Source organism: Mesorhizobium sp. C277A (genome assembly GCF_040324395.1).
Classification (GTDB): domain Bacteria; phylum Pseudomonadota; class Alphaproteobacteria; order Rhizobiales; family Rhizobiaceae; genus Mesorhizobium.
Window position 1 is genome coordinate 333989 of sequence record NZ_JAMYVW010000002.1, and the last position, 25952, is coordinate 359940.

The 25952-nt window shown below is 64.1% G+C and carries 19 protein-coding genes; 7 read left to right on the plus strand and 12 right to left on the minus strand.

Features of this window, described 5'->3' with window-relative positions; translation table 11 throughout:
- Nucleotides 1–58 precede the first annotated feature (58 nt).
- From NKK52_RS01665 to NKK52_RS01675, 3 genes are all read left to right on the plus strand, one after another.
- A complete protein-coding gene (locus tag NKK52_RS01665; RefSeq protein ID WP_023667913.1) occupies nt 59–700 on the plus strand; it encodes a ThuA domain-containing protein in 642 nt (213 codons plus the stop codon).
- A 139-nt stretch (nt 701–839) separates the two neighbouring features.
- On the plus strand, nt 840–1940 hold the full coding sequence (locus tag NKK52_RS01670; RefSeq protein ID WP_023682638.1) for an OmpA family protein: 1101 nt from the start codon (nt 840–842) through the stop codon (nt 1938–1940).
- A 56-nt stretch (nt 1941–1996) separates the two neighbouring features.
- On the plus strand, nt 1997–3241 hold the full coding sequence (locus NKK52_RS01675) for a caspase family protein (protein WP_031203852.1): 1245 nt from the start codon (nt 1997–1999) through the stop codon (nt 3239–3241).
- Nucleotides 3242–3299: 58 nt separating this feature from the next.
- On the opposite strand, the gene NKK52_RS01680 is transcribed toward NKK52_RS01675, so the two are convergent.
- The gene (locus NKK52_RS01680) at nt 3300–3863 is read right to left on the minus strand and encodes a DUF6931 family protein (RefSeq protein WP_023682636.1); all 564 of its coding nucleotides are present in this window, start codon (nt 3861–3863) and stop codon (nt 3300–3302) included.
- A gap of 229 nt (nt 3864–4092) precedes the next feature.
- Here NKK52_RS01680 and NKK52_RS01685 point away from each other — a divergent pair, with 229 nt between their 5' ends.
- Nucleotides 4093–4629: an OmpA family protein gene (locus NKK52_RS01685; RefSeq protein WP_023682635.1), complete on the plus strand. Its 537-nt coding sequence runs from the start codon at nt 4093–4095 to the stop codon at nt 4627–4629.
- A gap of 79 nt (nt 4630–4708) precedes the next feature.
- On the opposite strand, the gene NKK52_RS01690 is transcribed toward NKK52_RS01685, so the two are convergent.
- The 8 genes from NKK52_RS01690 to tagH all read right to left on the minus strand — a co-directional run bounded on the left by NKK52_RS01690 (nt 4709) and on the right by tagH (nt 19094).
- Complete coding sequence (locus tag NKK52_RS01690) at nt 4709–6322, minus strand: caspase family protein (protein ID WP_023682634.1); 1614 nt, start codon at nt 6320–6322, stop codon at nt 4709–4711.
- A 264-nt stretch (nt 6323–6586) separates the two neighbouring features.
- Nucleotides 6587–8983 (minus strand): M23 family metallopeptidase, encoded by a 2397-nt coding sequence (locus tag NKK52_RS01695; protein ID WP_023682633.1) that lies wholly within the window; start codon nt 8981–8983, stop codon nt 6587–6589.
- The gene (locus NKK52_RS01700) at nt 8980–9441 is read right to left on the minus strand and encodes a DUF1036 domain-containing protein (protein ID WP_050485828.1); all 462 of its coding nucleotides are present in this window, start codon (nt 9439–9441) and stop codon (nt 8980–8982) included. Before NKK52_RS01700 ends, NKK52_RS01695 begins: the two co-directional genes overlap by 4 nt.
- 11 nt (nt 9442–9452) lie before the next feature.
- Nucleotides 9453–11864 (minus strand): serine/threonine-protein kinase, encoded by a 2412-nt coding sequence (locus NKK52_RS01705; protein WP_023682631.1) that lies wholly within the window; start codon nt 11862–11864, stop codon nt 9453–9455.
- Nucleotides 11861–12619, minus strand: a complete 759-nt coding sequence (locus tag NKK52_RS01710) for a PP2C family protein-serine/threonine phosphatase (protein WP_023682630.1) — start codon at nt 12617–12619, stop codon at nt 11861–11863. Before NKK52_RS01710 ends, NKK52_RS01705 begins: the two co-directional genes overlap by 4 nt.
- Before the next feature lie 157 nt (nt 12620–12776).
- Nucleotides 12777–16298: a type VI secretion system membrane subunit TssM gene (gene tssM / locus NKK52_RS01715; protein WP_023682629.1), complete on the minus strand. Its 3522-nt coding sequence runs from the start codon at nt 16296–16298 to the stop codon at nt 12777–12779.
- Nucleotides 16295–17821: a type VI secretion system protein TssL, long form gene (gene tssL / locus NKK52_RS01720; RefSeq protein ID WP_023682628.1), complete on the minus strand. Its 1527-nt coding sequence runs from the start codon at nt 17819–17821 to the stop codon at nt 16295–16297. The genes tssM and tssL overlap by 4 nt, the downstream gene beginning before the upstream one ends.
- Nucleotides 17822–18071: 250 nt before the next feature.
- Nucleotides 18072–19094, minus strand: coding sequence for a type VI secretion system-associated FHA domain protein TagH (gene tagH, locus NKK52_RS01725; RefSeq protein ID WP_023682627.1), 1023 nt, complete (start codon nt 19092–19094; stop codon nt 18072–18074).
- A 271-nt stretch (nt 19095–19365) separates the two neighbouring features.
- On the opposite strand from tagH, the gene NKK52_RS01730 reads away from it, so the two are divergent.
- The 3 genes from NKK52_RS01730 to NKK52_RS01740 are packed head-to-tail and all read left to right on the plus strand — an operon-like array spanning nt 19366 to nt 23306.
- A complete protein-coding gene (locus NKK52_RS01730) occupies nt 19366–21699 on the plus strand; it encodes a type VI secretion system Vgr family protein (protein ID WP_023682626.1) in 2334 nt (777 codons plus the stop codon).
- 7 nt (nt 21700–21706) lie between these two features.
- Nucleotides 21707–22132, plus strand: a complete 426-nt coding sequence (locus NKK52_RS01735; RefSeq protein ID WP_023682625.1) for a DUF6484 domain-containing protein — start codon at nt 21707–21709, stop codon at nt 22130–22132.
- A gap of 10 nt (nt 22133–22142) precedes the next feature.
- Nucleotides 22143–23306: a hypothetical protein gene (locus tag NKK52_RS01740; RefSeq protein ID WP_023682624.1), complete on the plus strand. Its 1164-nt coding sequence runs from the start codon at nt 22143–22145 to the stop codon at nt 23304–23306.
- 33 nt (nt 23307–23339) lie between these two features.
- Here NKK52_RS01740 and NKK52_RS01745 read toward each other — a convergent pair whose 3' ends face one another.
- Genes NKK52_RS01745 through NKK52_RS01755 form a run of 3 tightly spaced genes read right to left on the minus strand, consistent with a single transcriptional unit; the run spans nt 23340 to nt 25948 of the window.
- Entirely contained in the window at nt 23340–24386 is a 1047-nt protein-coding gene (locus tag NKK52_RS01745; protein ID WP_023682623.1) for a hypothetical protein, read from the minus strand.
- Nucleotides 24374–25465 (minus strand): DUF2169 family type VI secretion system accessory protein, encoded by a 1092-nt coding sequence (locus NKK52_RS01750; protein WP_023682622.1) that lies wholly within the window; start codon nt 25463–25465, stop codon nt 24374–24376. The genes NKK52_RS01745 and NKK52_RS01750 overlap by 13 nt, the downstream gene beginning before the upstream one ends.
- 3 nt (nt 25466–25468) lie before the next feature.
- Nucleotides 25469–25948, minus strand: a complete 480-nt coding sequence (locus tag NKK52_RS01755) for a hypothetical protein (RefSeq protein WP_023682621.1) — start codon at nt 25946–25948, stop codon at nt 25469–25471.
- Nucleotides 25949–25952: the final 4 nt, after the last annotated feature.

The following is a 25952-nucleotide window of genomic DNA, read 5'->3' on the forward strand; positions in this document are numbered from 1 at the left end:
GGGAAGACAAAAGCGTTCCGCTTGCCTATCAATATTGCCGACCAAAGGAGAGACGAGCATGAGCAAGACGGCACTGATTTTCTGGGGCGGATGGGAGGGTCACACGCCGGCCCGCAGCTCCGCTGTCGTCAGCGAGATATTGACGGGGCATGGCTTCGAAGTGCGGATAGAAGAGGGCACATCGGCGCTCGCCGATCCGCAGCTCCCGGCCATCGATCTGATCGTGCCGGTGATCACCATGTCGACGATCGAGAAACCGGAGCTGCAAAACCTCACCGCCGCCGTCAGCGGCGGAACCGGCCTTGCCGGGTTCCACGGCACCATGGGCGACAGTTTTCGCAACGAGCCGGCCTATCAGTTCATGACCGGCGGCCAATGGGTCGCGCACCCCGGCGACATCATCCACTACCGTGTCGACATCATCAGCGACGATCCGATCGTCAGGGGTATCGAGGGTTTCGCCTACCATTCCGAGCAGTATTACATGCATGTCGACCCGAGCAACGAGGTGCTGGCGACGACGACGTTCAGCGGTGAGCATCTCGACTTCATCGACGGCGTCGTCATGCCCGTGGTCTGGAAGCGCCGCTACGGCAAGGGCCGCGTCTTCTTCAGCGCGCTCGGCCACACCGCGGATGAGTTTTCCGTCCCGCAAATGCGCACCATCTTCGAGCGTGGGGTGCTGTGGGCCAGCCGATAACCGGGGCCTGTCCGAGCAAGCAACGGCGATATCACGCCTCCGCTACTCGCTAAGCCGCGGCTAACGCTCTATGCTGGCTGAGGTCACGGCGTTCGACCGCCATCATCGCAACTGAAATGTGTTGTCACGGGGGACATGCATGTTCGGGGTCGTCGGATTAGTAAGGCATGGAAAGTCGTCGCAGCGCTGGCGTCGGCCCGCTCTGGTGGTCGTGGTGTTCGGTCTGTTGCTGCTTGCGCCGCAGGCGGCCAACGCGCAGCCGAACTGGACGCTCGATCCGGCGAATTCGACGCTCACCTATCAATCGGTGAAGAAGAACACCATTGTCGAAACCAACAAGATCAGGAACCTCTCGGGCACGCTGACATCGGATGGCGCCGCCAAGGTCACGTTCGACCTCAACTCGGTCGACACCGGCATCGACCTTCGCAATGTCCGCATGCGCTTCCTGTTCTTCGAAACCTTTAAATTCCCGACGGCGGAAGTGACGGCGAAAGTCGATCCCGCCGCTTTTGCCGATCTCGCCACCAAACGGCGCATGAGCGCGCATATCCCGTTTCGCCTGAGCCTGCACGGCGTCGACAAGGACCTTGAGGCCAATGTCGTGGTCACCATGATCACCGACAGCATGGTGTCGATCGCCTCGGAGGCGCCGGTCGCCGTGCATGTCGAGGATTTCGGCCTGTTGCCCAACATCGAAAAACTCCAGCAGGCGGCCAATGTCAGCAGCATCGTCCCGACGGCTTCGGTGTCGTTCGACTTCGTCTTCACCGCTGATGGGGCCAAGCCGGCGGCGGCGCCTGCCGTCGCAGCCCCAGCCGATGCCGGGCCGGTCGCCACAGATGCAGGCAAGACGTCCTTCAGCGACGATGAATGCCTGAACAGGTTCGAGGTGCTGTCGCGCACCGGCGCCGTCTATTTTCGCCCAGCCAGCGCTCGGCTCGATGAAAAGAGCCGCCCACTGCTGGCCGAGGTGGTCGGCGTCGTCGGCAAATGTCCGAAACTGAAGGTCGAGGTTTCGGGCCATACCGATTCCGACGGGTCGCCGACGGCCAACAAGAACCTGTCGGAACGGCGCGCCAAGGCGGTCGCCGACGCGATCATCGCTGCGGGCATTCCATCGGCGCAGATCACGGCTTCCGGCTATGGCGAGGAAAAGCCGGTGGCGCCGAACGATACGCCGAAGAACAAGGCGCTGAACCGGCGGATCGAGTTCTCCGCCACGCCGCTCGCCAACTGAGCCGGTCCTTAACTGAGAAGGCCCGTCAACCGAAAAGGAATCCGGTGCGTTTGGACATGATTGCAAGTTGCGGCAACTTCATGCGCGGCATCGGCCTCGCGGTGCTGGCGCTTGCGTTGACCATGACCATTACCATGACCGCGGCCAGTGCCGAACGCCGCATGGCCCTGGTGCTCGGCAATTCCCATTACCGGAACGCGCCGGTGCTGCCCAATCCGGTGAACGATGCGCAGGCAATGTCCGATCGCCTGAAGGGGCTGGGCTTCGAAATCGTCTCCGGCCTCGATCTCACCAAGGCGCAGACGCAGGAAAAGATCGCGCAATTCGCGCGGCAGGTGCGTGGCGCCGATATCGCGCTGTTCTTCTATGCCGGTCATGGCCTGCAGGTCTCGGGCAGGAATTACCTGCTGCCTGTCGATGCGGCGCTGGAGGACGAGACCTCGCTCGACTTCGAAGCCGTGCAGGTGGACTTCATCCTGCGGCAGATGTCGCGCGAGACCAGCATCAGGCTGGTGTTCCTCGACGCCTGCCGCGACAACCCGCTCGCCGATGTGCTTGCCAAGGAGACTGGCGGCGACAGCACGGCAAGCAGCGGCCTTGCCGAAATACCGATCGAGAATGGCGGCGCCGGCACGCTGGTCGCCTTCGCTGCCAGTCCCAACCAGCTCGCCTATGACGGACCGGGCGAGCACTCGCCATTTTCGGCGGCGCTGCTTGCCCATATCGGCGAGGTCAACGTCTCGATCACCGAAGCGATGAACCGGGTTACGTCGGATGTGTTCAAGGCCACAGCCGGACGCCAGCGGCCCTGGATCAACGTTTCGCTGACCACCGATGTCGTGCTTCACAAGGTCGATCTCAAGGCGCCGCTGATCGTCGGCGATTCCGGCGCGGCTGCGCCCGAAGGCGATACGCAGGCGCGCACCGGCGCGGCCGCCAATCCGCCGGGTACGGACGCCGGCGAGCAGGCGCTGGAACAGCTGCGTGAGGAAATTCCGAAGCTGGGCTCGGACGCGCCAATCCTTTTCGATGTTCCGGTCAATTTCGGCGACCCGGCGATCGACGGCAAGAGCATCGCCCAACTCATCCAGGGCAAGCCGCACTTCAGTCCGGTCGAGGGCCTGGAAAAGTCCGTCTGGGACAACCAGTGCAGCAACTGTCATCAATGGACCGAGGAGCGGCTGTGCGACCAGGCCAAGACCTACGTCACCAATGATGCCTCGGTGTTGCGCCTGCAACACCCGCTGGGCACGCGCTTCAAGGTGGCACTCGGCAAATGGGCGCAAAACGGCTGCAAATGAGACCGCCAACAATGGGTTGGATCAGATTTCAATGAAATCTCATCACGATCCAGAGCAATCAGGCTCGGCGCAGCGCCTCGGTTTCGGCCAGATGGATGCCCATCTCGACAAAGGCGGTGAGCACGGAGAAACGGTCCGCCACCGCAACCCGCGCCAGTCCGGCCAGTATGCCGGCATTGACGGCATGCGCAGCCGGCAGCGGCCGCAGCCTCGACCCGTTGGTCTGCGGCGTCAGGCCATTGATGTGCCGTTGCGACGCTAGCGCGATCCAGCCGGCAGGCGTGTGCTGCTGCGTCATCGCCGCCCCGGCGACAGCCTCCCGGCGGGTTGCATTGTTGGGGTCGCCGACCCACTCCTGGATCAGTGTCAGCGTTGCGAGGTCCTGCTCTTCGAGCAGCTCGGTCAGATGCCCCAGGCACTCATGGCCCCACCAGATTGCGGCCCGGTCAGGCAGGAGATAGGCGCAAAAGGTAATCGCTTCCTCGGGGATGCGCCCGGCCATCAGCCGGCGGCAGAACTCGAGCGAGGGTTGGTCGGTCGGAACGGCCGTCATGTCCCGAGCGACAGCCGTGTTCGCGGCGAAGAGATCGCGTGCGGTCTGGAATCGAAGCCCGTTGACCATCGCTGCTGTTATCCTCCCCCAGCCCTCACTCAACCCGCCTGCGAGGCGCGGGTCAAGTCTGTCGACCACCACATGTCCATGACGTTGTTCACAGACAAACGCCTCACGGTTTGGTATATTCCACAGCCGACCGTGATCTCGACAGATCATTGTCGAACAGGAAGAGTTGGCCCGGATCCATGGATCGGGCCTGAGTGAAAATCGGATGCTCGAAACGGGAGTAACCGTTATGCAGCGGCACATTTCAGTCTTGGCATTGGCGACCGTGCTTTTCTCGACTCACGTCTATGCCGACCCACTTCAGAAATCGGAAGACATTGTGAAGTTCTTTGCCGGCACGATCGATCACGGCGCGGCACGCGGGATTTGTGTCGGCACCGAGGACGAGTGCAAGAGCAAGACCGGCCAGAAAGAAAAGCCTCCGGAGAAGACCGGCCTCGATATGCTGATCAATTTCAGCCTGGATTCGTCCGAGCTCGACGCCAAGGCGCGCAGCGAACTCGACGAATTCGCCAAGGCGCTGAAGGACGATCGGCTGAGCAAGCTGTCCTTCGTCGTCGAAGGCTATACCGACGCATCCGGCTCGGCGACCTACAATGAGGGGCTGTCGCAGCGCAGGGCGCAGTCGGTGACGGCCTTCCTCGAATCCAACGGCATCGAAGCCACCCGCATCAAGGCGGTCGGTCTCGGCGAGGCCAATCCACGCAACCCCGACCCCTACGATCCCGTCAATCGCCGGGTCGAGATGCGGATCAAGGCGCAGTAGCGTCGCCGGCTGCGTTTTCCGGCCATCAACGCCGCGCGTCCAACGGACACGCGGCGTTTTTGTCGTTCGATGTGATCGATCAGTTCTTGAGCACGCCGCCGACCGCTACGCCGGTGCCGAAGATCAGCGCCTTGGTCAGGAAATCATTGTTGTCCCGCGGCGGCGGCTCATCCTCGCGCACGACCTCCCGGTTGCGCCTTTTCTGCACGAACTGCTGCTGTCGGCGCGGCTTCTGGGCGTACTGCTTCTTGCGTGGCTTTTCCGCCACCGGCTTCAGCGTGCGGGCCTTCTGCACCATCTGTTTTTTCGGCTTGTCCACGCCGGCCTGGTCGGCCTCATGCTTGGCACGCACGGCCTCCATCATCGGATCCGTCTGGATAACCAGGAATGCCAGTTGCTCGCGCGTCAGGAAGGTGGTCGGAGGCAGCCCGTTCCCCTCTTGCCAGTCGCCGATCGCTTGCCGGGTCTTGGCGCCGATATTGCCGTCAACGCGGCCAAGCTCGTTGCCCAGCGCCTCGACGCGCAATTGCAGGTCGATGCGGCCCTGGCGATCGAGACCGATCGCGTTCTCCGTCGCCTCGGTGCCCAGCACCTTCTTCATGTCGTCCGAAATGCCGACCGAGGTGCGCACGGCAGAACCCGAGTTCGCTTCGTCGGCATCGAGCGCTGCCACCTGCCGTTCCTGGGCTTTCGGATCGTTCAGCGCATCGATGTTGAGCCGCGCCACCGTGGCGAAGCGGCCATTCGGGAACTGTTCGAGATAGGCTTCGTAGAATGGCGCGGTGTTGCGCTTCGAGGCCTCGTCCCAAAGCCGCTGCTCGACTTCCCACGAAGGCGGTTCGCTGGTGACGGGGGCAGGGGCGGGCGCTGTCGCGGCGTTCGCGTCGTCGGCGGCCGGTTTTGCCACCGGCACGGCTTCGGCGGCCGGTTTGCCAAGGAAAACCTCGCGGCCCAGCGATGCGTTGTGCCATGGCCGCTGGCGGCCTTGCGTGGTCTCGGCCACTTCGCCGCGCACCCGCGTCAGCGCGCTCTGGATCTCGACGCCGGGTTCGGTCAGGTGCCTGGCGAGCGCGGTCGAGTAGGGGCTGTCGACGCCGTTGCCGTCAAAGGCGATGGCGCCCGGGTCGGTGGCATAGGCAATCAGGATGCCGCCGGTGCCGACGCCCTCTGATTTAGGGTCGATCGGCGCCAGGCCGGTGCCCAGCGCGGTGGAGCGGGTCTTCGGCATCGCGGCCGCCAGCGTCCGTGCCAGCGGATTGTCGCGGCAGGCATCGAGGATGATGACGCCGACCGCCGGGTCGGGCGGCAGTGCGGCCATGAAGTCGTCGATCTGGACGGTGCGGGTCTTGAGATAGGCAGGTGACGTCAGTTCGGCGTCGACCGGGATCAAAAAGTTCTTGCCGTCGACTTGCATGCCGTGGCCGGCATAGAAGATGACGGCGAGGTCGGCATCGTAGGACTGCTCGGTGAATTTGCTGATCAGGCTGTGCATGCCGGCATTGTCCTGGTCGACGCCCTCGATCACCTCGAAGCCCGCATTGCGCAGCGTCGATGCGATGAGATGCGCGTCATTGGCCGGATTGGGCAATTCGACGGCATGGACGTATTTGCTGTTGCCGATGACCAGCGCGACGCGTTTGACGCCACCGGCATCCGGCGCCGCCGCCTGGACGGTGCCAAGCGCGGTCAGCATTAACAGAAAAATCCGCTCAAAAGGACGGCAAACGCTTTCATGGGATCGGCCCTCCGCCCCAATGGGGCGCGTTATTGATGGCTGCGCATGCTAGATTTCACCAGCGACTGTATCGCTTCTGCCAAAATGGCTCTTGGGCGTATGTGATCCCAGCCACAGTTTTGGTTCACAAGGACCCAAAAACCTTCCCAAATATCCGCAAACATACCATTCGCAGGCCTCAGAACCAATCGGCTTGGCGAAAGCCGGGGCGAACTGCCAGCTCTAGCCCGGCTCAAGAGTATTTTGGATCGAGCCGACCAGTGCCGTTATCGCCTGCTTGTATTTTTGGAACTCCGGCGATGTCTGGCGGACTTCCGTCGTCGTCGGCTGGCCCGCATCGGTGGTGGCGGGCGTCGGCAATTTGCGGCCCATCTTCCGTTCCGCCCAGTCGACGACGTAGCTGGCGGTCTTGCCGGTAAGAAATGGGTTGGCCTGGATAACGGACGATCCGAGCACGGCGCTCAACTGCGCCGATCCCGGCGACGCCAGCACCTGATGGGCGCCTTCCATACCGAGGAAATGGCAGAGATAGAGCCGGCCGGCGGTGATCTGGTGGCCACGCGCCTTGAGATAGGCTTCGCCCTCGCGCGCCAGATTGCGCACCATCTCACGCGAGATGGTGGCGTCGTAGCGCAAAGCGAGCAGGTCTGCGGTCGACAGCGAGCGCGCCAGTTCGGGACGATAGGTGTTCATCATCCGGATCCAGGTCTTGGATATGAACTGGCCGGCGCCTGTCGCCGAAGACAGCGGGTTCTTGGCCCGCGCGCTACCGCCCGATTCGACGTGGACGATACGGTCGGTCAGCGTTTCGACGGCGGGATCGCTGGAAGTGACGGCGATTGCAGCGGTCACTGTTCCGAGCGGATCGATCGCCTGACCGCTTTGATAGAGTTCGAAATGCAAATGTGGCCCGGTCGACAGGCCGGTGGTGCCGATATAGCCGATGATGTCGCCGGCCTTCACCTTGGTGCCGACACCGCTGGCAATGGCGAATTTCGACATATGCGCGTAGCGCGTCTCGCGGCCGCCGCCATGGGCGATCTTGACCACATTGCCGTAGCCGCCGCCGTCGCCCTGGAAGATGATCTCGCCGTCGAAGGCTGCGGCGATCGGGGTCCCCACGGGTGCTGCCCAGTCGACGCCCTTGTGGATGCGAACAACGCCCAGGATCGGATGCTTGCGTGGCCCGAAGGTCGACGTCATGACACCGTTGACCGGCGTCACCATGCCCTTGGCCACCGTCAGCGAGCGCACCTGGTCGTCGCCCGAGACGCAGGAAAACTGGCCGTCGCTCTGCTGGAAAACGAAACAATCGAGGCTCTTTTGCGTGCCTTGGATGCCGACATAGAGCACCCGTCCGTCGGTCTCGTTCTTGCCGCGCGGCGTCTGCGAATAGATCAGCACAAGGCGCTGGTCCTCGCTGGCGAAAGCATCCAGATCCTTTCCGCGCGACAGATACATGATGGCTTCGCCGATGATGCCGCTCGGCACATTGTTGCGGGCCGCCGTCGAATAGATCGCGTCGAGCAGGCGGTATTGCCGTTTCTGCGTGCCTTCGGTCTCGGCGCCCGAATAATTGAACAGGTCCTCGCGCACCCACGGGTCGACGCCCGACACGAAGGCACCGGCCGCGTTGCGTGTCAGCGTGCCGACAAAGACGTTCCTGGCGTAGATCGAGACCTGCATCAGCGACATCGTCGTGGTCTCGCGCGTCGGCCTAAAGCCGCGCATCGCCACGACATAACCAGGCTGCAGGCCGTTCTTGTCGAACAGCGCCTTCAGCGCCTCGCCGGCAAGCTTTGCGTCGTCGGCGGAAAAATGCGCATCGAGCGCCACGCTGTCCAGGCTGCGGTCATTGAGGATTTTCACGAAAATGTCCTGGGTCGCCTCGAAGCGCTGGTATTCCGAGCTGACGGTGGCAACGCTGGTGTTGTTTTCGACCGGTGTCTTCTGAAAGGCGGGGAGTGCCGCTTCGCCCTCATCGATGGTCTCGCCCCAGCCGGCCTCGGGGTCATCGGCCGCCGCCGATGCACCCGGAGCAGCCTGCGGGTCAGGAGCTGGGCCGGAGGCCGCCGGAGCCCCGTCCGCGCCGGGCGATGGTTGAAGATCGTTCTGCAGGTCATTCTGCGGATCGTTGGGTTCGGCGGGTGGCGCGACCGCGGTCTTCCGCTGCGCCTGGAAGAAGGCGAAATCCTCCTGCGTCGAGGGGATCGTCGTCATGAATTTTTCGCTGGCGCTCAGCATCACGTCGGAGAGAACCATGATCTGAGGGGAGATGCCGGCCTGGTCGAGCTCCGTCGGGCGCGGCATCCCGCGGCTCTTGGCGGCGCCCGCCTCCGGCGCCAGTGTGATCCACATCGGGTCGCCGGCAAGGTCGATGATGGCCGGCACGTAGACCGATGCGTCGGCCGGCACGTCGTCCGAGCCTTCGACGGCATGCAGTTCCTCGTCCTCGTCGCCGAACGACCAGTAGTCGGCGGTAAGATAGAAGCCGGTGGCAATCGCGGCGAGGACGATTGTCGCCAGGCCAGCCGCCAGCCCGAGCCAGATCCTGCGCCTGCGTAGCGCGGCGCGCGCCTGCTTCTTTGCCTTGAAGCTGGTGTCGATGCTGTGCGTCACGGTGCGCTTCCGGTCAGGAAGAAGGTCCAGCGCACCTGTTCCTGCGTGTCGACTTCGAGAAACTTCGCCGCGATATGGCCGCGCTGCCAGCATTCATCGATGCCGCGGATCGAAAACCGCCGCCGCTCGATGCACATGTCGGTGGAGCCTGCCAGAATGGCGTGGCCGAAGACATCCGTCGCGTAGATGTAGATGTAGCGGTTGGTCAGCTCCTCGCGGATGACGTTGACGCATTGATTGGCGCCGATGGTCCACCAGCCATCGGTCTGGTCGGCATCGTCGACCTTCTGACCGACGGCAAGATTGACGACGTCGAGCGTCTGGTTGCAGACGGTGAATTCGGCGCGCGCATGCCCGGTGGAAAGAAGCGCCAGCAACAGCGTCGCGACCGCGCTCGCGGCGAGCTTCACGCGCACGTTCCGGGCAAGCAGGACGGGATCTCGGCGACGGCGTTGCATCGGCGTCGGTGCTAGCCGCCGAGGCGGAAGTATTTGGCGGTCGCCGAAAATGCCGAACTCCTGGCGCCGATCTCGTCGAGGATCCTGGGCAACAGCACCGAGGCCGGCGTCGGCGTTGTGAAGTCCGCCGCCTTTATGTCCTGCGGCCCGGTGATCACCATGATGATCTGCGGCAACGCCTTGCCTGCCGCCTTGTCGGCGGCGCCGAGCCCGATCGGGATCGAGAAGGTCGCCTTGTCGGCTTGTACGACAACATGATCGTCGAGGTTGAACGCGATGCCCCTGTGGTCGATCAGGAACACGCTCGACACCAGCCCGCCATGCGTCATCAGCGTGCCGTCGATCGGCGAGCCGTCCGGCACCGATGTCTGGTCGAGGACAAGCTGCGGCCTGTCGGCCGTGCTCGCGCCCATGAAACGCAGGAAGCCGGTGATCCCGCATTGCGGGGGCTGGATAAGGCGGACGCTGATATCCGGCTCGACATGGAACTTCGCCTGGAATTCCCCAAGCAACTGTTCGAAGGGTGGCACCGACGTGCCGAAGCCCTCGATCGCGACACCCTTGTCGGCGACCGACGTCACCGTCGCAAAAAAACAATCACCACCATTGAAGGCGCGTACCCAGGTGACCCGCTCCGCGGCCGCATCGGCCGGTGGCGGCACCTCCGGCTTGGGCACGTTCATGGCAATGTCGGGCTCTGCCGGCTTGTCGGCCTGCTCACCGCTGGCGATATCGGGCTGGCTCGGCTTAGGCTCCGCGGTCGGTTCAGGCGCCTGCGTGTCCGGCTTGGGCGCCTGCGCGGTCGGTTCAGGCGCCTGCGCCTTGGGCTCGGGCGCTTGAGCGGTGGGTTCCGGCGTCGGTGCTGTGGGTTTGGGGGCCTCGGCCGTCGGTTCAGGTGTTTGCGTGGCTGGCGCTGTCGCCTTGGGCTCTACCGGCGGACTGACAGGCTCGGGGTTCTTCGCGGCATCGGACTGTGACGGGCCGGATGGCGGTTGCAGCGCGACGGTCTTGTCGGTTGGTGCGGCCGGCAGCGGGGCCGTGGCGCTCGACGCGACTGGCGGCGTCGGCTGCGGCTCGACCGGCGCTTTGGCCTGATCTTCAGCCGGAGTCTCCGCTGGTTGCGGCTTTGGCACCGTCTTCTCGACCGGCGCAGTGTCCGAAACGGGCTTGTCAGCGACGATCGGCTTTGTCAGTCCGGGTTGGAGCGGCTTGCCGGTGTCGGTGAGGCGAGGCCGGTCTCCGAATCCCACGATACCCGATGCATAGAGCCCTCCAAGCGATACCATGACCACCGCCGCCAGCACCGCGATCGTCAGATTTCTGCCTGTAGTAGCACGCTTCGGCGGTGTGCTTGCTCGCTTGGGAGTTTCAGCAGCCGGTTTCGGCTGCGACAGGTGCGCCGGGCGCACGTGCGGCACGAAAGACGGCTCCGCCGTGCCGCTTGGCGGGGCCGAACCGAAGCCTTGGGCCGGCGAGTCCCCGATCTTCGAGACAGGCCCTGCGGTCTGCCCGGTTCGCGGCAGACCGGGCCGGGGCGCGAGCGATGCCGGCGGCAAGGTCGCGTCGCTGTCGTCGCGCGTCAACCGGGCGATTTCGGCCATGCTGGCCGGTCGATCATCCGGGTCAGGCTGCAGCATCGCTTCGACGATGTCCCTGAAATCGGCATCGATGCCGGAGAGATCAGGGACGGTCCGCCGTTTTTCGACGATCTCGTATTGCGAGCCGCCCATATCGATCGGCTTGCCGCGCAGCGCCGCCGCCAGCACCAGCCCCAGGCTGTAGATGTCGGACTGTTCGCTGACCTCGCCGCCATAGAGCCCGAGCTGCTCGGGGGAGACGTAATTGTATTTTCCGGCAAACTTGCCGCCGATCAGCGTCTCGCCACCGACCGCGGCCGATCGCGCAATGCCGAAATCGATGATTTTTGCCCGCTCGACCCGGCCTCCCGGCAGGATGATGTTGTCGGGCGAAAGATCGCGGTGGATGGCGCCGGCCTGGTGCACGGCGCTCAGGCCCGAGGCCAGCCGGTGGCACAGTTTGCGCACATCCGGAGTCGCCATCGCCCCGCCGCGCATGATGTCGTAGAGCGACTGGCCGTCGACGAATTCCATCGCCAGATAGGGCCGCCCGATGCCGGGATCTATGGTGAAGACGTGGTAGCGCACGACCGCGTCATGCGACAGATGGTTGAGGATCGAGGCTTCCTTGCGAAACAGCGACAGGATCGTCTGATCGCGGGCGAATTCCGGCAGCACGATCTTGATCGCGACATGATCGCCGGTCTGGATGTTGTGGCCGCGATAGACTTCGCCCATGCCGCCCGACGCGATGCGTTCGTCGAGCTCGTAGATGCCGCTGAGCTGCGTGCCGACGCTGGTATCCGCCATGTTGGGCAATAGCCGGGTCTTGTCGTCGGAGCTCATCGGTCGTGGCCTCCTGCTCGGGACAGGCCATTGCCTTTGTCTCTGATCTTGACCAGAACGATGGTGACGTTGTCGGTGCCGCCGCGCTCAAGCACCATGGAAAGCAGCTTTTCGCAGGCAGCCTGCGGCGCTCCCGAGAGCACTGCTGCCGCAATTTCCGCGTCGCTGACATGCGCCGTCAGCCCGTCCGTGCTGAGGATGAAGATGTCGCCGGCAAGGGTCTCTCCCTGCTGGAAGTCTATGGCGATTTCGTCGTTGACGCCGATGGCGCGGGTGATGACGTTGCGGCGCGGCCAGTTCTCCGCTTCGGCTGCGCTGATCGCGCCGCTGTCGAGCAGTTCCTGCACCTCGGTGTGGTCGCGCGAAATCTGCGAGATCGCGGCGTTGCGCACGAGATAGACGCGGCTGTCGCCCGACCACAGGCAGGCGAACCTGCCGTCCATGGCCAACAGTGCGGCAACGGTGGAGCCGATGGTCACGCCGCGTGAGCGCGAAATCCGGCGAATCTCGGCATGCGCCCGGTTCAGCCGATCCTCAAAGCGGGCGCGCAGATCCGGCGCCGAACTGGCGATGCCGATCGTCGCCAGATGCTCGACAATGCTTGCCGAAGCGACTTCTCCGGCCTCGTGCCCGCCCATGCCGTCGGCCACCACCCAGAGGCCGATCTGCGGCTCGACCAGAAAGCTGTCCTCATTGTGGTCGCGCACGCAGCCCTTGTGGCTCACGCCGTAGCTCTCAAAGGCGGCATCGTTCACTTGCCTACGCTCCGCAACGCCTTGGCTGACGTGCCTGGCCAGTCTGCCACAGCCCCATTCATTAGAGTATCGAAATCTAAGCCGCTGATGACGGACGGTGTGGTGCCGCCGCTGTCTCTGCGTCCTGCAATCTTTGGTCCTGCCATGCAATTCCCCATCAGAAAGCCTTCGGACAGCTGAACGCGGAGAGCGCCGGCAGCGTGAACGGATTACCGTCCTTCCCGGTCTTGATCGTGTAGGCGACATCGCGCCCGCCGATGAGGAAATGCGCTTCGAGACTGTCGCCATTGGCGGTGACCTGCCCCTTGTCCAGCAATCGTTTCAACGCCCAGGGACCGTCGAACTTGATTGCGGACTCGCGGCCGGGCAGCTCCGGCGTCAGGCTGAGACTGGCCGAACCGGTCTTGCCCGGCCACGGAATCAGGCCCGGCGTGTTGCCGGCTTGGGTGGCCTGCAGCACCTGGCCGTCGATATTGAGCAGCGCCATGTCGGCATCGCCATGCAGCGACAGCGGCGTGAAGGTGATGTTGATCGACGGCACCGGCCCGCCGAGCGGAAAGAAAGCCGCGCGGATTTGTGCCGCGAGCTGAAAGTTCTTCAGCGTCGATTTCGCCAGATTGCGGCCGAACCTGGTGTCCTGTTTCCAGTCCCAGTCCTGGCCGCTCATGTCGACCAGCGACGCCAGGTTCTGCGCGAAAAACCGGTCGAGAACCCCGCCCGGAGAAAACAATCTGGCAAAATCCGCCATGGCGACATCGTCGGTGCCGGCGGGGGCGAATGGAAAGCGCCCGGCAATCACCTCTTCGCACGGACGGCCGACGGTCTCCTCCAGCATCTCGTTGAGACGCGTGGTCGATGTTTCGGCGACGGTGCCCTCGAAATCGTCCGCCGCCGCGCTCACCATCCTGGCCAGCGCCTTCGGCAGCCGCGAAGCATTGGCGCGCAACGTCGAGATCTGCAGCTGCAGATTGGCGTTGGCCTGGTCCGTCTGGGCGGGGACATCGGCGGCCAGCCGCACGCTCTGATAGATTTCGCGGAAATTCTGGGTGAGGGCGTCGAGCGGCCGCTGCCCCGGCGCCCCGGCCACCAAAGCCTGGAAAGACCGGAACTGGGCTTCGATGTTGGCGCCGGGATCCTGGTTCTGCGTACTGACAAAGGCGGTCCCGGCCCTGCTCTGCGATTTGCGCGCTGCAAGCTCGATGCCGATGCGGGCGAGGCCCTTGGCGCGTGCCGCGATTTCCTGGCCGCTGTCTTGAGACGGCGCAGCCGGATTGCGCTCTTGCGTCAAAGCTGTTTCGCGCGCGATCGCCTCGAACAGCTGCATCAGCGGCGAACTCGGTGATCCCGCTGCGGACAGCGCCAGATATTGCGGTTTGTCGGCGGCCATTGCCTTGAACTTCAACCTGTCGAGCACCTCGTTCCACGCCGCCGCAAAGCCCTTGCCATAGCGATCGAGCAGCTCCGGGCCGAGCTTGAGCAATTCCTGGTCGAAACCGCCTTGCTCGCCGCTCGAGCCGATCACCCATTGATCGTCGACCAGCGCCTGCGCGCTCCTGGCAAGTTGCGCCAGATAGAAGTCGAAGCCGGCATGGGTGTAGAGACCGGGGACGCGAAGGCCGGCGAGATCGTTTCCGTCATTGCGCTCGAACAGCATCGGCGCCTCCGCGCCGGCTTGCGATGACACCGAAAAATCGTCCAGCGCCGCCGCATAGGTGGCCGACTGGATGAGCGCGGTGGCGCGATCGGCAAGGCTCATGCGGCCGAGCGAGCGCTGGGCGGATTCGACCAGCGCGCGGTTGAGTTCGAACGAGGGATCCTGGTCATCGTCGAGCGCCAGCATGGCGCGCAAATGCTTCTCCAGTTGCGCCCGGCCGTCGCGATTGTGGGCGCCGGGATAGCGGTTCTGTTCCCAGTCCCGCTTCAGCCAGGTGACGACCAGCTCGTCATCCACTTTCGGCGCCTTGCCGCCCAGCATCAGGTAAATCTTCAACGGCTCGTACAGCGCCATCGGATCGGCCATCCTGGCCTCGATCGTGCGTTCGAGCTGGAACAGCAGGCGCGAGCGGAACATCCGCTCCAGCCCCTGCCGGTAGGCGGTCTCGGAGGCCGAAAGGATACGCTCACGCTGGCTGAGGCCGAACGTCGCCGTGGCCGGGGTGGGCTGGTCTCTCGTATCGTAGCCGGCCGGCAGGCCGCGCAGCGCATCGAGCGCGCCGATGACGGTTTCGAGGTCGGCATCCAACACCGTGGTGCTGGCCAGCAGCGGCGCGGCTGTCGCGCGGTATTGGCCTGCCGCCTGGCCGGTCGCGGCGACCAGCGATTTGTTGGTCGTAAAGCTCAGGCCGAGAACGCCAAGCGCGGCGATCGCTATGGCCGCGATCGCTGTCAGGCCGGCGTAGCGGGCGATCGCAACGCGCCTGTCGGCCGCCCTGTCATAGGACACCCAGCCGGACTCGGCGAAAATGACGCGGCTCAACAGATCGTGCAGGAAGAAGCTTTTGCCGGTGCCGGAAAGATGCGCCTGGGCATTCCTGCCGAAACTGCGGCCTATGCTGCCCAGCAACTGGTCGATCGGCGTGCCTTCCTGCGTGCCGGAAGAAAAATACAGGCCGCGCAGGGGGGCGTTCAGCTGCTTGCGCGTCGGCTCGAAAACGCCCTCGAGGAAATTCACGATCCGGCCTTTCAGCGCACCGAGCTGCGCGGCGAAGCCGAAAATGGCGATGCGCGCGACCGGATCGGTCTCCGCCTGCAGCCGCTCGCTCATCTCTTCGGTCAGGCGCTTCACCAGCGCGTCGAATTCGGCTGGCGCTTCCGCGACCATGTTCAGGCCGCGCTCGGCGGTCTGGAAGGTCGCGCCCCACACCTTGCGCCGGCGTGCTTCGTCGAAACCGCCGAAATATTCCATGAATCCGGAGACCAGGTCGGCCTTGGTGAACAGCACATAGACGGGAAAGCGGACCTTCAGGACCTCGTGGATTTCCTGCAGGCGGCTGCGGATCTCGGCGACGCGGGCCGCCTGCTCGCTGTCCGCCATCAGATCGGAAAGGCTGATCGCCAGGATGACGCCATTGATCGGCTGGCGCGTCCGGTGCCGCTTGAGCAGCGACAGGAACGCCAGCCAGCTTTTGCTGTCGGTCCGTGCATGGGAATCCTGCGTCGTGTAGCGCCCGGCCGTGTCGATCAGCACCGCCTCGTCGGTGAACCACCAGTCGCAATTGCGCGTGCCGCCGACGCCTGCCACCGGCTGCGCCTGGCCCGACCCGGCAAGCGGAAAGTTCAGGCCGGAATTGACCAGCGCGGTGGTCTTGCCGGCGCCCGGCGGGCCGATGACGATGTACCAGGGCACGTCGTAGAGGAAGTTGCGCTTGCCGCTCGATTGCCTGAGCGTCGCGACCGCTTCGTTCATGCGAGCTTCCAGCACCTTTGCATCGCTGCCGTCATCCTCGGCGCTGGCCATGGCGGCCTCCAGCGCCTTCTGCGCCTTGCGCCTGCGCCAGAACCGGATTGCATAGATGATCGCCACCGTTCCGACGACGATGCCGATGATCGCTGCCCGCAGCCAGATGGGATCCAACGGCCGGGCGCCGGCAAAGCGGATTAACGGGCCGGCGTACCAGACCGCGGCGGCAAAGCCGGCGAGCGCGAGCGCGCTGAAGATGCGCAGCAGCCAGCCGGTCACAGCATCTCCTCCCGCGGGATCATTACATCGACACGGCGGTTTTTGGCGCGGCCGTCCGGCGTTGCATTGTCGGCGATGGGCTCGTCCTCGCCCTTGCCCTCGACCTTTGTCCGCGACGGATCGCTGAAATGCGCTGCGATCATCTTTTCCACCGACTGGGCACGTGCGACGGAGAGGTCGAAATTCGATTTGAAGGCGCTGGTCTTCTTCGGCTTGACGTTGTCGGTGTGGCCGACGATCCGGATCGGCCCGCGCTCCGCATCGAGAGCCGCCGCGATGCTGGTGGCCACCGGCTCGAATTCCGGCTTTACCTCGGCTCGTCCGGACTGGAACAGCAGGGCGTTGCTGATTTCAACGATGATGAAATCGCCCTTGGTGCCGACGCTGACGCCGCCGCCTTCGATCTCCTTGGCCAAGGCAGTGCGGATGCGATCGACCTGCGCAATCGTCGTTGGCGCTGCGACGACTTTCACCTCCTCGGTCAGCGGCACGAAACCGGTGCGCTCGATGGTGACCGGCGTCGCCGGATTGAGCGCCAGCAACTCGCCGGCAACAGCCTCGCCATCATTGGTGATGAGCACGCGCAGCGTGAAAAAGGCTGCGGTCAAAACTGCCGCGGTTGCAGCGGCTATGGCCCAGAGCGGAACCCGCCTGGAGCCTTGCGCCGATGTGACCGACAAGCCTTGCCAGCGCGGCGAAATGTCGTCGTCACCGAGGACGCGGAAATAGGCTGATGTCTCGTAGGCGTCGCGGCGGACCCGTTCGAGGCTCTCGCGCGGCTGGCCGCGATACTGGCCTTCGAAGCCAAGCGACAGGCAGACATGCATCAGCTCGATGAGATTGCGATGAGGTTCCGGCGTCGCCAGCACCGTGTTCAGCGCCTGGAAAAAACCGGCGCCGGTGGGTTTGACCTGGAAGAAGCGCTGCAGCATGGCGTGCTGCGCCCACGCATCCCGGCTGGAACCGGGCAGATTGGCGACGATATCGTCGGCGGTTTCGCAAAGCACATAGCTGGCGATGCGCGCATCCTCTTCCGAGGTATCGGTCCTGGCGATCTTGCGGTCGAAATCCTCGATCAGGCCGGCGACATGCTGCGCCAGCGGCTCGGCCGGTCTTTCGACAGCCATCAGCCGCAGATGCCCAAGCAGTATCAGCAAGGGCGCCGCGGCAGCGACGATCGGGTTGGCCGCGCCATAATCGACGGCATCGCTGGCGCCGAGCAGCGCATCCCATGGCGTTTTCCCCGCCGTCCCGGCTGAGCCGTGAACGGGCGGATCGGCCGGCGCGTTGGCGAAGGGCGTTCCCTGATAGATCACCGTCCCCGTGACGTCGGACGGCGGCTGGCGGCCGGCGTTGGGATCGAAAACCGTGGGTTCCGGGACGCTGGCAGGGGCGATCACCGTACTGCCGGGGGCCGGCGCATCGCGGGCGAGAACCGTCTTTTGCTTGCGGCCGGGATTGGGGCGGCTGGGGCGGATGACGGTTTTGCCGGTCGGATCGAAAGGATCATCCTTCGAGCTCATCGCCGATCCCTGCCTCTACGCCCGCGCGCCGCGACGCACAGCGCCATGTCCGCGCAAACGCGGACCGCAGGACGCTATCTCGCCGTGACATGACATGTGCCGCAGACCCCCGAGGTCGACCAACCGTACCCGCGTGCTCAATCGTCGTATGTGATCGTAGTCTCAGAAGGTTGCGATGGAAACCCGGCGCAATTTTGGTGGCCGGCCCGTGCTCGGGTCGCCTTCACGGTGTCTTCAGCGGTGCGCGGGCTTAGCCCTTGCCGGTCTTCTGTTTGGCGGCCTTGGCATAGGCTTCACTGAAATAGGTGAGGAATATGTCCAGCATGCCGTTCTCGTGCGCTTCCTCCTTGGCCCGCCAGGTCGCGACCAGCGCGTCCCAGGCGCGCGTCTTCTTCGAGGCAAAGGAGGATGGCGGCAGTTTTTTCGCAATCGCCTCGGGCGACAGATCGTCAAGCAACCGCGACAGCGCTGCCTGCATGGCGGCGAAGGTGGCGAATTCATGTGTTTTGAGGTCGTGGAAAGCGTCTTCGATGCTGTGCCTGGCATCGAGATAGCCGGCCCTGCGCCGCGCGAACATGATGTCGAGGATTTCGTCTGTCCCGGGCACGAACTTCAGCGGATTGTTGTCGGCGGAATTGATCATGGTCCGGTCGCTGGTCTTGGCCAGGACTTTTGCAGCGGCGCGCGCCTTCAACAGCAACACCAGCTCGTCGACGACGATGCGCAGCACCGCGCCGATCTCGCCGGCTACCTCCTGCGGTTGGCGCAGCAAAAGCACCTCTGGCGGAATGCCGGCGCCGGCGGCAATCGCGCGCAGGATCTCGTCGGCTTGCTGCGGCCGTCTGGAGACCGAAGCGGGTGGCGCGGTCGGTGACCGTGGCGATGCGACATGGTCTGGAAAGGATCCGGCAACGGGCATCTGCCGTTGCGTCGAACCATGGCCACCGAAGGCTGGGTTCCCGTCATCGATCGACACCGAGACGATATAGCGGCCGATCCGGAGCCGGTCACCTTGCGCCAACCGATGCGGGCCGGTCAGGCGCTGGCTCGACCCGTTGACGAATGTGCCGTTGCGCGAGACGTCGTGGAGAAAAAAGGCGCCGCCTTCGTAGCGGATTTCGCAATGTCGGCCGGAGATGAACTTGTCCGGATCGGGCAAGGTCCAGGCGCAGTTCTCCCGCCCGATCTCGAAGCCGCGGTCGCGCGATGCGTAGCCGGGCGGCAGCCCGGCAGGCAGGACATCGACATTGCTGATCTGCAGACTGATGAACATGCGCTATGGACCGTCGACCGCTGCCGTTTCCATTGATCCGATGTGCCACAGTCTAGCAGCTTGCGGGCACAGCGGGAGAGCGGCGTTTCACACTGGCGAAAGCGGCGCAAACAGCAACGGCCTGCCGCTTGTCCTCTTTGGTCTGCCATAGAACATGTGGTAGGCTCAACATGGCTTGGGTGGCAAGTTGCGAAATATCCCTGAACGTGAGGTCGTTAACACAAGAAGGGCTTCGAACCTGCCACACTAGCGCTCAGGAGGGGCACGACCCATGCCGAGTGAACAACGCGCCGCGCTTGTGCAGACGCCGGTCGGCGCCGAACTGTTGACTTTCACGCATCTCGTCGGCCGCGACGAGATCAGCCGCTGCCTTGCCTACACCGTTGGATTTGTTTCGACCAATGCCGATATCGACCCGCTGAAGATGCTGGGCGGCGCCGTTTCGATCGAAGGCGAGGCCGACCCCAAGCGCTGGTTCAGCGGCCTCATCGCCGAGTTTCGCCTTACCCGCATCGAAGATCGGCTGGCTCACTATGAGGCGGTCGTCAGGCCGTGGCTGTGGTTCCTCGGCAATACCACCGACTGCCGCATTTTCCAGGACAAGACCGCCGTCGAGATCGTGGAGGAGATTTTCTCCAAATATGGCGGCATCGCCAAGTTCGAGAAGCGCTTGCAAGGCTCCTATCCGCCGCGCGAATATTGCGTGCAGTACGACGAGAGCGACCTCGATTTCGTGCAGCGGCTGCTCGAGCATGAAGGCATAATGTACTTCTTCGAGCATGCCGAGGGTGAGCACACACTGATCCTGGCCGACGCCATGAGCAAGCTCAAGCCGGCGCCGGGCTATGAGACGGTGCTATATCAGTTCGAAGGGCAGGGCTCGCGCCGCGACGTCGAATACATCACCGACTGGATTCCAGGCAGCGCGGTGCGCCCCGGCGCCTATGCCCACACCGATTATGACTTCGAAAAACCCGCCGCCGATTTGATGGCGAAGTCGGCGCAGCCCTTCGGCCACAAGCAGGCCGCGGGCGAGAACTATCGCCACCCCGGCGCGCATCTGGAAGTCGGGCGCGGCGACAGCCTGGCGGCGATCAGGCGCGAAGAAATCCAGGCGCCACACCTGCGCATTGCCGCCGTCGGCACGGTGCGCGGCCTGTTCTCCGGCTGCACCTTCAAGCTCGACGGCTTTCCGCGCGACGACCAGAACAAGGAGTATCTGGTGATCAGCGCCGAGTACCGGCTGTTCGATCCGGGCTATCGCGCCGGCGTCGACACCGATGGCGAGAATTTCAAGGTGGTGCTCGGTGTGGCGCCGACCTCAGTTGCTTATCGGCCGCCGCGCATCACGCCAAGGCCGATCATGCGCGGGCCGCAGACGGCGACCGTGGTCGGTCCGTCCGGCGAGGAGATCTTCACCGACAAATATGCCAGGGTGAAGGTGCAGTTCCACTGGGACCGCCTCGGCAAGAAGGACCAGAAGAGCTCCTGCTTCGTGCGGGTGTCGCAGACCTGGGCCGGCAGCGGCTGGGGCTTCATCCAGATCCCGCGCATCGGCCAGGAAGTGATCGTCGATTTCATCGAAGGCAATCCCGACCTGCCGATCATCACCGGCAGGGTCTACAACGCCTCGCAGATGCCGCCTTACGGGCTGCCGGGCAACGCCACGCAATCGGGCTGGAAGTCCAACTCGTCGAAGGGCGGTGGCGGCTACAACGAGCTGATGTTCGAGGACAAGGCCGGCTCGGAGCTGGTCAACTTCCAGGCGCAGAAGGACCACCACCTTCTGATCAAGAATGATCGCAAGAAGCTTGTCCAGCACGACCAGTCCGACCGCATCGACCACGACGCCAAGCACTCCGTCGGCCACAACCTCGACGAGGACGTCGGCAACAACAAGACGGTCAAGGTCGGTGTCGACCAGACGACGAATATCGGGTCGAACGACACCGAGACGGTCGGCAAGAACCGCTCACTGAGGGTGGGGGCCAATGAGACGATCAACATCGGCTCGAACTCCACCGAGACCATAGGTGCCAACCACACCCAGACGGTTGCAATCGTCCAGACAGTGACCGTTGGCGCGGCCCGGGTCGATTCGGTCGGAGCATCCGAGACCCGAACTGTGGGCGGTCCGCAGACGAACACGATCGGTGCGACGCGGTCGGTCACCGTAGGTGCTGCGCAGAGCCACGATATCGGCGCGGCTGATAGCTGGAACATCGCGGCGGCGCAAAGCGTCAATGTTGGCGCCGATCAGAGTTTCACCATCGGCGGGGCACAGTCGTCGCAGATCGGCAAGGGCAGGTCGGCAAAAATCGCTGCGGACGACGCAACCGATGTCGGCGGCGGGCACGCGCTCAAGGTCGGCAAAGGCAGCGGAATCCAGATAGCCGAAGACAGTGTGATCAAGGTCGGCAAGAATCTGATGATCGAGGCGGCCGACTCGATCACGCTCAAATGCGGTTCGGCCTCGATCACGATGAAAAAGGATGGCACCATTGTCGCTGATGGGAAGGATATTACCCTCAAGGGCAGCGGCAAGATCACCGTCAAGGCCGACGGCGAGGTGATCGTCAAGGGCAGCACGATCAACAACAATTGAGGGCATCATCATGGAAGTGCTGGAGCGTATCGACGGCGTCGTGATCGGCCTGCTGATCGGCTTCCAAGGCGGGGCGCCGCTGGTTGTCTTCGTCGGCAATCCGCGCGAGACCGCGATAGCGGCGCGCAGCCTGACGGAGCTGGACGTTTCGGCCGTCGGATCCGAACTGGCTTTGCTTTTCGAGGGCGGCGACCCGGCGCGGCCGCTGGTGGTCGGGCGCATCGTCGATCCTGCGCCCCGCGGCAGGAGCCTCGAAGTCGTCCGCGACGGCGAACGTGTCGTCATCAACGGCGATGAGCGCATTGAACTGCGCTGCGGCCTGGCATCGATCATTCTGGAGAAGAATGGACGCGTGACCATTCGTGGCACCCAGTTGACCAGCCAGGCCAGTGGCACCAACCGCATCCGCGGCGGGGCCGTGCATCTTAACTGAGGCATTGCCGATGCACAGCATCGCGACCATTGCGGCGATCGTGGACCAACACGCCGAGGACGCGGCGTTCCTGTGGCTTCGACGTCGTCTGGAGATCGACGGTCCAATCCTCGACGAGACCGATATCGGCCGCATCGACCAGCGTCTCGAAGCCAATCTCGAAGGGCTCATGGCAGCCGGCAAGGCCGGTTGGGAAGCTGCTCAAGCGCGCTTCGCCGACTACGCCGAACCGGGCGAGATTTTCGTGCTTGGCACTCTGGCAATGCGTTGGAGCGATGCCAAATTGGTGACCTCTGCAATCGACGCGGGCGCAAGCCTAGGTGACGCCGGCATATCGAGCCTGTCTGCCGCGATCGCGCGCACGCCGGGCGAAAACCTGCGCCCGTTCGTGGCGCAGTGGCTGGACACGCGCGACGCGCGGCTGCGCTGTCTTGGGCTATCTGCGCTCTGGCATCATCGCGTCGATCCGGGACAGCGCCTGCATGATCTGGCCAGCCATTCCAATGCGAACGTGCGTTGGCGCGCCGTCCGGCTCGCCGGCGTGCTCAGGCGGCGCGACCTGCTTCCGGAAGTCCTGGCTGGGCTTGACGGCGAGACAACGAAAGAACGTCTTGCGGCCGCCTTCGCTGCTTGCCTGCTTGGCGAGGCTCGGTCCACGCACTCGGTGATCGACAAGATCGTGCTGACGGAGACGGACCATGCGCAGGCGGCGATCGAGTTGCGCCTGCTGACGACGCCGCCGAAGGCCGGCAAGGCCTGGCTGCAATCACGTCTCGGACAGCCTGTCTTGCGCATCGCGGCCACGGCATCGATCGGGCTGCTCGGCGACCAAGCGGTGGTGCCGTGGCTGATCGAGAAGATGCGCGAGCCGGAACTGGCATCCGCAGCGGGTGCAGCACTTCGCGATCTGTTCGAGGTGGACTTCGGCGACACCGACCTTTTCGTTGCCGATCCAGCTGTTCTTGGCGAGGGCTTTGCCCAACTCGACGACAGCTCGCTGCCGGCCGCCGATCGCGTCGAAGCATGGTGGGACGAAGGGCGCGGCGGGCGCAACCATCGTCTGTTCCGTTCGATGCGCAGGCTCAGGGTGGATGCGTTGCGCGCGGCAATCGCCACGCCCGAGGCGCCGCTGGCAGACTGGCGCAGGACACGCAAGTTCCCGGCGTGGATGTGATCGCTTTCGCCGAGGGAAGGCTTGTCCCTCCGTTCAGCGTTGGCGGAGGTCGGTAAGCGCGATCGCCGACCGGTTGCCACCCTCGGATGCAAGCTCGCAGGCTGCGACGCGGCCCGGCGCGTAACCGCTTATAAAACTGTCGGCCGCCAGCATCAGAACAAGTGCCGCACTAGCGGCTCCAATGTCGCCGACCGTCATCGCAGGGTAGGCTGTCGGGAATATCTCGCGGTGCGTGCGGTAGAAGCGCGAGCGACCGACCAGTTGTTCGAGCCCGCTGTACCGTTCCCCGTTTCCATTGCTGACAAGGAACTCGATATCGGGTTCCTTGGGTCCGGACCCGCTGAAGGCAGCAAGCAGCGAAGCCACCATCGCACGGCCTTGACTCTGGCGTTCGGAAAGAACGCTGTCGATCTCTTGAGCCAGGCCCGCCCCGCAAATCATTGCAGCCGGCCCGCTCCCCGGCGCTCGCGTCAGGCGCACGAAGACAGCGCCCTCGCCAGGGACTGCCCCTTGAGCATTGTTTTCGGATTTCAGACGATTGGCTCGCATCAAGCGCGCAATGTCGGTCCCGTTGACGAGGCTGTCCACACCACCCAGCAGCACCTGCGCGACGGTCCCGGATTCTAGCATGTCGCCGGCATAGTCGAGCAGTCCGGCGCTGGCTGCGGCACCGCCGTCAAATACGCGCGAGCCGGCATTGAAGCGCAGGCCGCATCGCTCGAAAATGGCATTCAAAAGGCGCCCCCGCTCGACCTCTTCATACGCCGGATGGTCGCGGAAACTCTCCGGCAGCGCGAGCAGAACAGCGGTCTGGTCCGGCGTTGCCTTGTTGTCGAGCATCGCCTCCTTGAGAGCGCGGGCGCCCATGCTGGCGAGCCATACCCCGTCATTGCGTCGCAGGCCCGCCTTGGCTGGAATGCGTGCCACGATCTGTGTGGTGGGAAACGGCTCTGAAAGAGGCACCTCCTGAAATGCTGACAGGTTGGCGCGAATGGCTGAGATGGTCTGGCGCGCGTTCAATCCAGCAGGCGTGACGGCGCCACCAACCGAGATGTAGAGCGGCCGCTTCACGGCTGCCACGCCGAGCGATCGCGCAGGGCCCCGTCGCCGCCGAGAAGATTGAGATAGAGTTTTCGCTTGCGGCGCGCATTGATCCAAACAGGAGAAATGTGGCCGAAGGCGATTTCCCGCAGCGCCGGCACGTTGCGCCGGATTACCACTGCCAAACGAGCCTTAAGGGTCACGCGCTTCAAGTCAGGCTCGATGAGCACGGTGTCAGGCTTGAACGCGTTTTCTTCTACACGATCGTCATAAATGAGCCGAAGCGGGGCCGTGATGCGCGGCAGGCGGAAATCCCATCTGCCCGAAGCCGTCATGCCGATCACCGTGATATCCTCGCCGTTGCCGATGCCGGCCATCTGCTGATCGGCTGGGGCGCACATATAATGCCGCGTGTCGAAGTCTTTGGGAGCGAGCGGCCATTGGGATTCGAGCCAAGCCTTGTCGTAGGTTCCGGCGAAAGCCAGGCGCGGTTGCCAGCCCCGGCCAATCGTCCCGAATCCCGCCGGCCTCAGGGATTCCCCAGGTCGGGCTTGCGCTTCGCCCGGATACATGACGTTGGGCGCCTCGGTTCTGACCGCAGGATCTGCAGACCGGGCGTTATGGTACCCCACGCCGACTGGGTTGCGCTGGTCCGTGCGCAAGTCTTCCAAAGTGCCGCCATAGGTGCGTTCATAGACGATCGGCATGGTCCGGAAAGGCGCCGGTGCGCTGTAGCCGCCGGAGTCGTAGATCCGGTCCCCGACGACCTGCAATACCTTGCGGATCGAGTTACCGACACGCAGGCCAACCTGCATCTCGCGTACCGGCCTTCCATCCGGCGCGTGCGCGACGCCATTCACGATCACCTCGGCGCCAGGCTTGACGGGCGCGATGTCCGCTTCGTAGCGGGTCGATGAAAGGGCCGGATCGCCAAAAGGCTCATCGCCAAAGATCACCGGCACCTGTTCGGCCGCTGGCTGGAATTCCTTTCCTTCATCCGTCGCCGTGAAACTTGCCGATAGCATGACAATCAGAGTTTCTTGGCCGTCAGCATTCAATTGGACGTGCGTCGCGGCGGCGAAGGGTGTCCTGTTTTCCAGCCAGACATCGAAGGCCATCGTTCAGCACCACCGGCCGTTTTCATCAAGCCCGATCGGCCAATAGGGCATGGCCGTCAGCAGTTCTACATATTCCTTGTTGCCTTCATCGACGACCCATTGCAGCAGGAACACCTCAGGCGCGAGGCGGTCGGCCGCGGGCAGCGTTTCCCCCACCGCAACGCATCGCAGCCAGTATTCCCGCACGAGCCACACCACCGCCGGATGATTCGCCGGGCCGGCCGCTGCATCATCCAGCTGGGCCGTGATCGCTTGATTGACGGTCAGGCCGCCATCGACCAGTTCGTCGAGGCCAGCTTCCCAGATCTCGGAAGCCACCTCGAACGTCTCCTGCAAGTCAGCGAGGTAGGCCTTGAACAGGGACCTATAGGCAGCAGAGGCCTCGCGGCGCGAAAGGCGAATTCCATGATCGGGACCGACAACGTCCTGGGGTGCGTTGAGAAGCCGGTTCAGGCCGAGTTCGACACTATGATCAATCCGCATTGCC

Excerpts from the sequence above, each read along its gene's own strand:
- NKK52_RS01665 (WP_023667913.1), top strand. The coding sequence starts at position 59 with ATGAGCAAGACGGCACTGATTTTCTGGGGCGGATGGGAGGGTCACACG.
- NKK52_RS01670 (WP_023682638.1), top strand. The coding sequence starts at position 840 with ATGTTCGGGGTCGTCGGATTAGTAAGGCATGGAAAGTCGTCGCAGCGC.
- NKK52_RS01675 (WP_031203852.1), top strand. The coding sequence starts at position 1,997 with ATGATTGCAAGTTGCGGCAACTTCATGCGCGGCATCGGCCTCGCGGTG.
- NKK52_RS01680 (WP_023682636.1), bottom strand. The coding sequence starts at position 3,863 with ATGGTCAACGGGCTTCGATTCCAGACCGCACGCGATCTCTTCGCCGCG.
- NKK52_RS01685 (WP_023682635.1), top strand. The coding sequence starts at position 4,093 with ATGCAGCGGCACATTTCAGTCTTGGCATTGGCGACCGTGCTTTTCTCG.
- NKK52_RS01690 (WP_023682634.1), bottom strand. The coding sequence starts at position 6,322 with ATGCTGACCGCGCTTGGCACCGTCCAGGCGGCGGCGCCGGATGCCGGT.
- NKK52_RS01700 (WP_050485828.1), bottom strand. The coding sequence starts at position 9,441 with ATGCAACGCCGTCGCCGAGATCCCGTCCTGCTTGCCCGGAACGTGCGC.
- NKK52_RS01705 (WP_023682631.1), bottom strand. The coding sequence starts at position 11,864 with ATGAGCTCCGACGACAAGACCCGGCTATTGCCCAACATGGCGGATACC.
- tssL (WP_023682628.1), bottom strand. The coding sequence starts at position 17,821 with ATGAGCTCGAAGGATGATCCTTTCGATCCGACCGGCAAAACCGTCATC.
- tagH (WP_023682627.1), bottom strand. The coding sequence starts at position 19,094 with ATGTTCATCAGTCTGCAGATCAGCAATGTCGATGTCCTGCCTGCCGGG.
- NKK52_RS01730 (WP_023682626.1), top strand. The coding sequence starts at position 19,366 with ATGCCGAGTGAACAACGCGCCGCGCTTGTGCAGACGCCGGTCGGCGCC.
- NKK52_RS01740 (WP_023682624.1), top strand. The coding sequence starts at position 22,143 with ATGCACAGCATCGCGACCATTGCGGCGATCGTGGACCAACACGCCGAG.
- NKK52_RS01750 (WP_023682622.1), bottom strand. The coding sequence starts at position 25,465 with ATGGCCTTCGATGTCTGGCTGGAAAACAGGACACCCTTCGCCGCCGCG.
- NKK52_RS01755 (WP_023682621.1), bottom strand. The coding sequence starts at position 25,948 with ATGCGGATTGATCATAGTGTCGAACTCGGCCTGAACCGGCTTCTCAAC.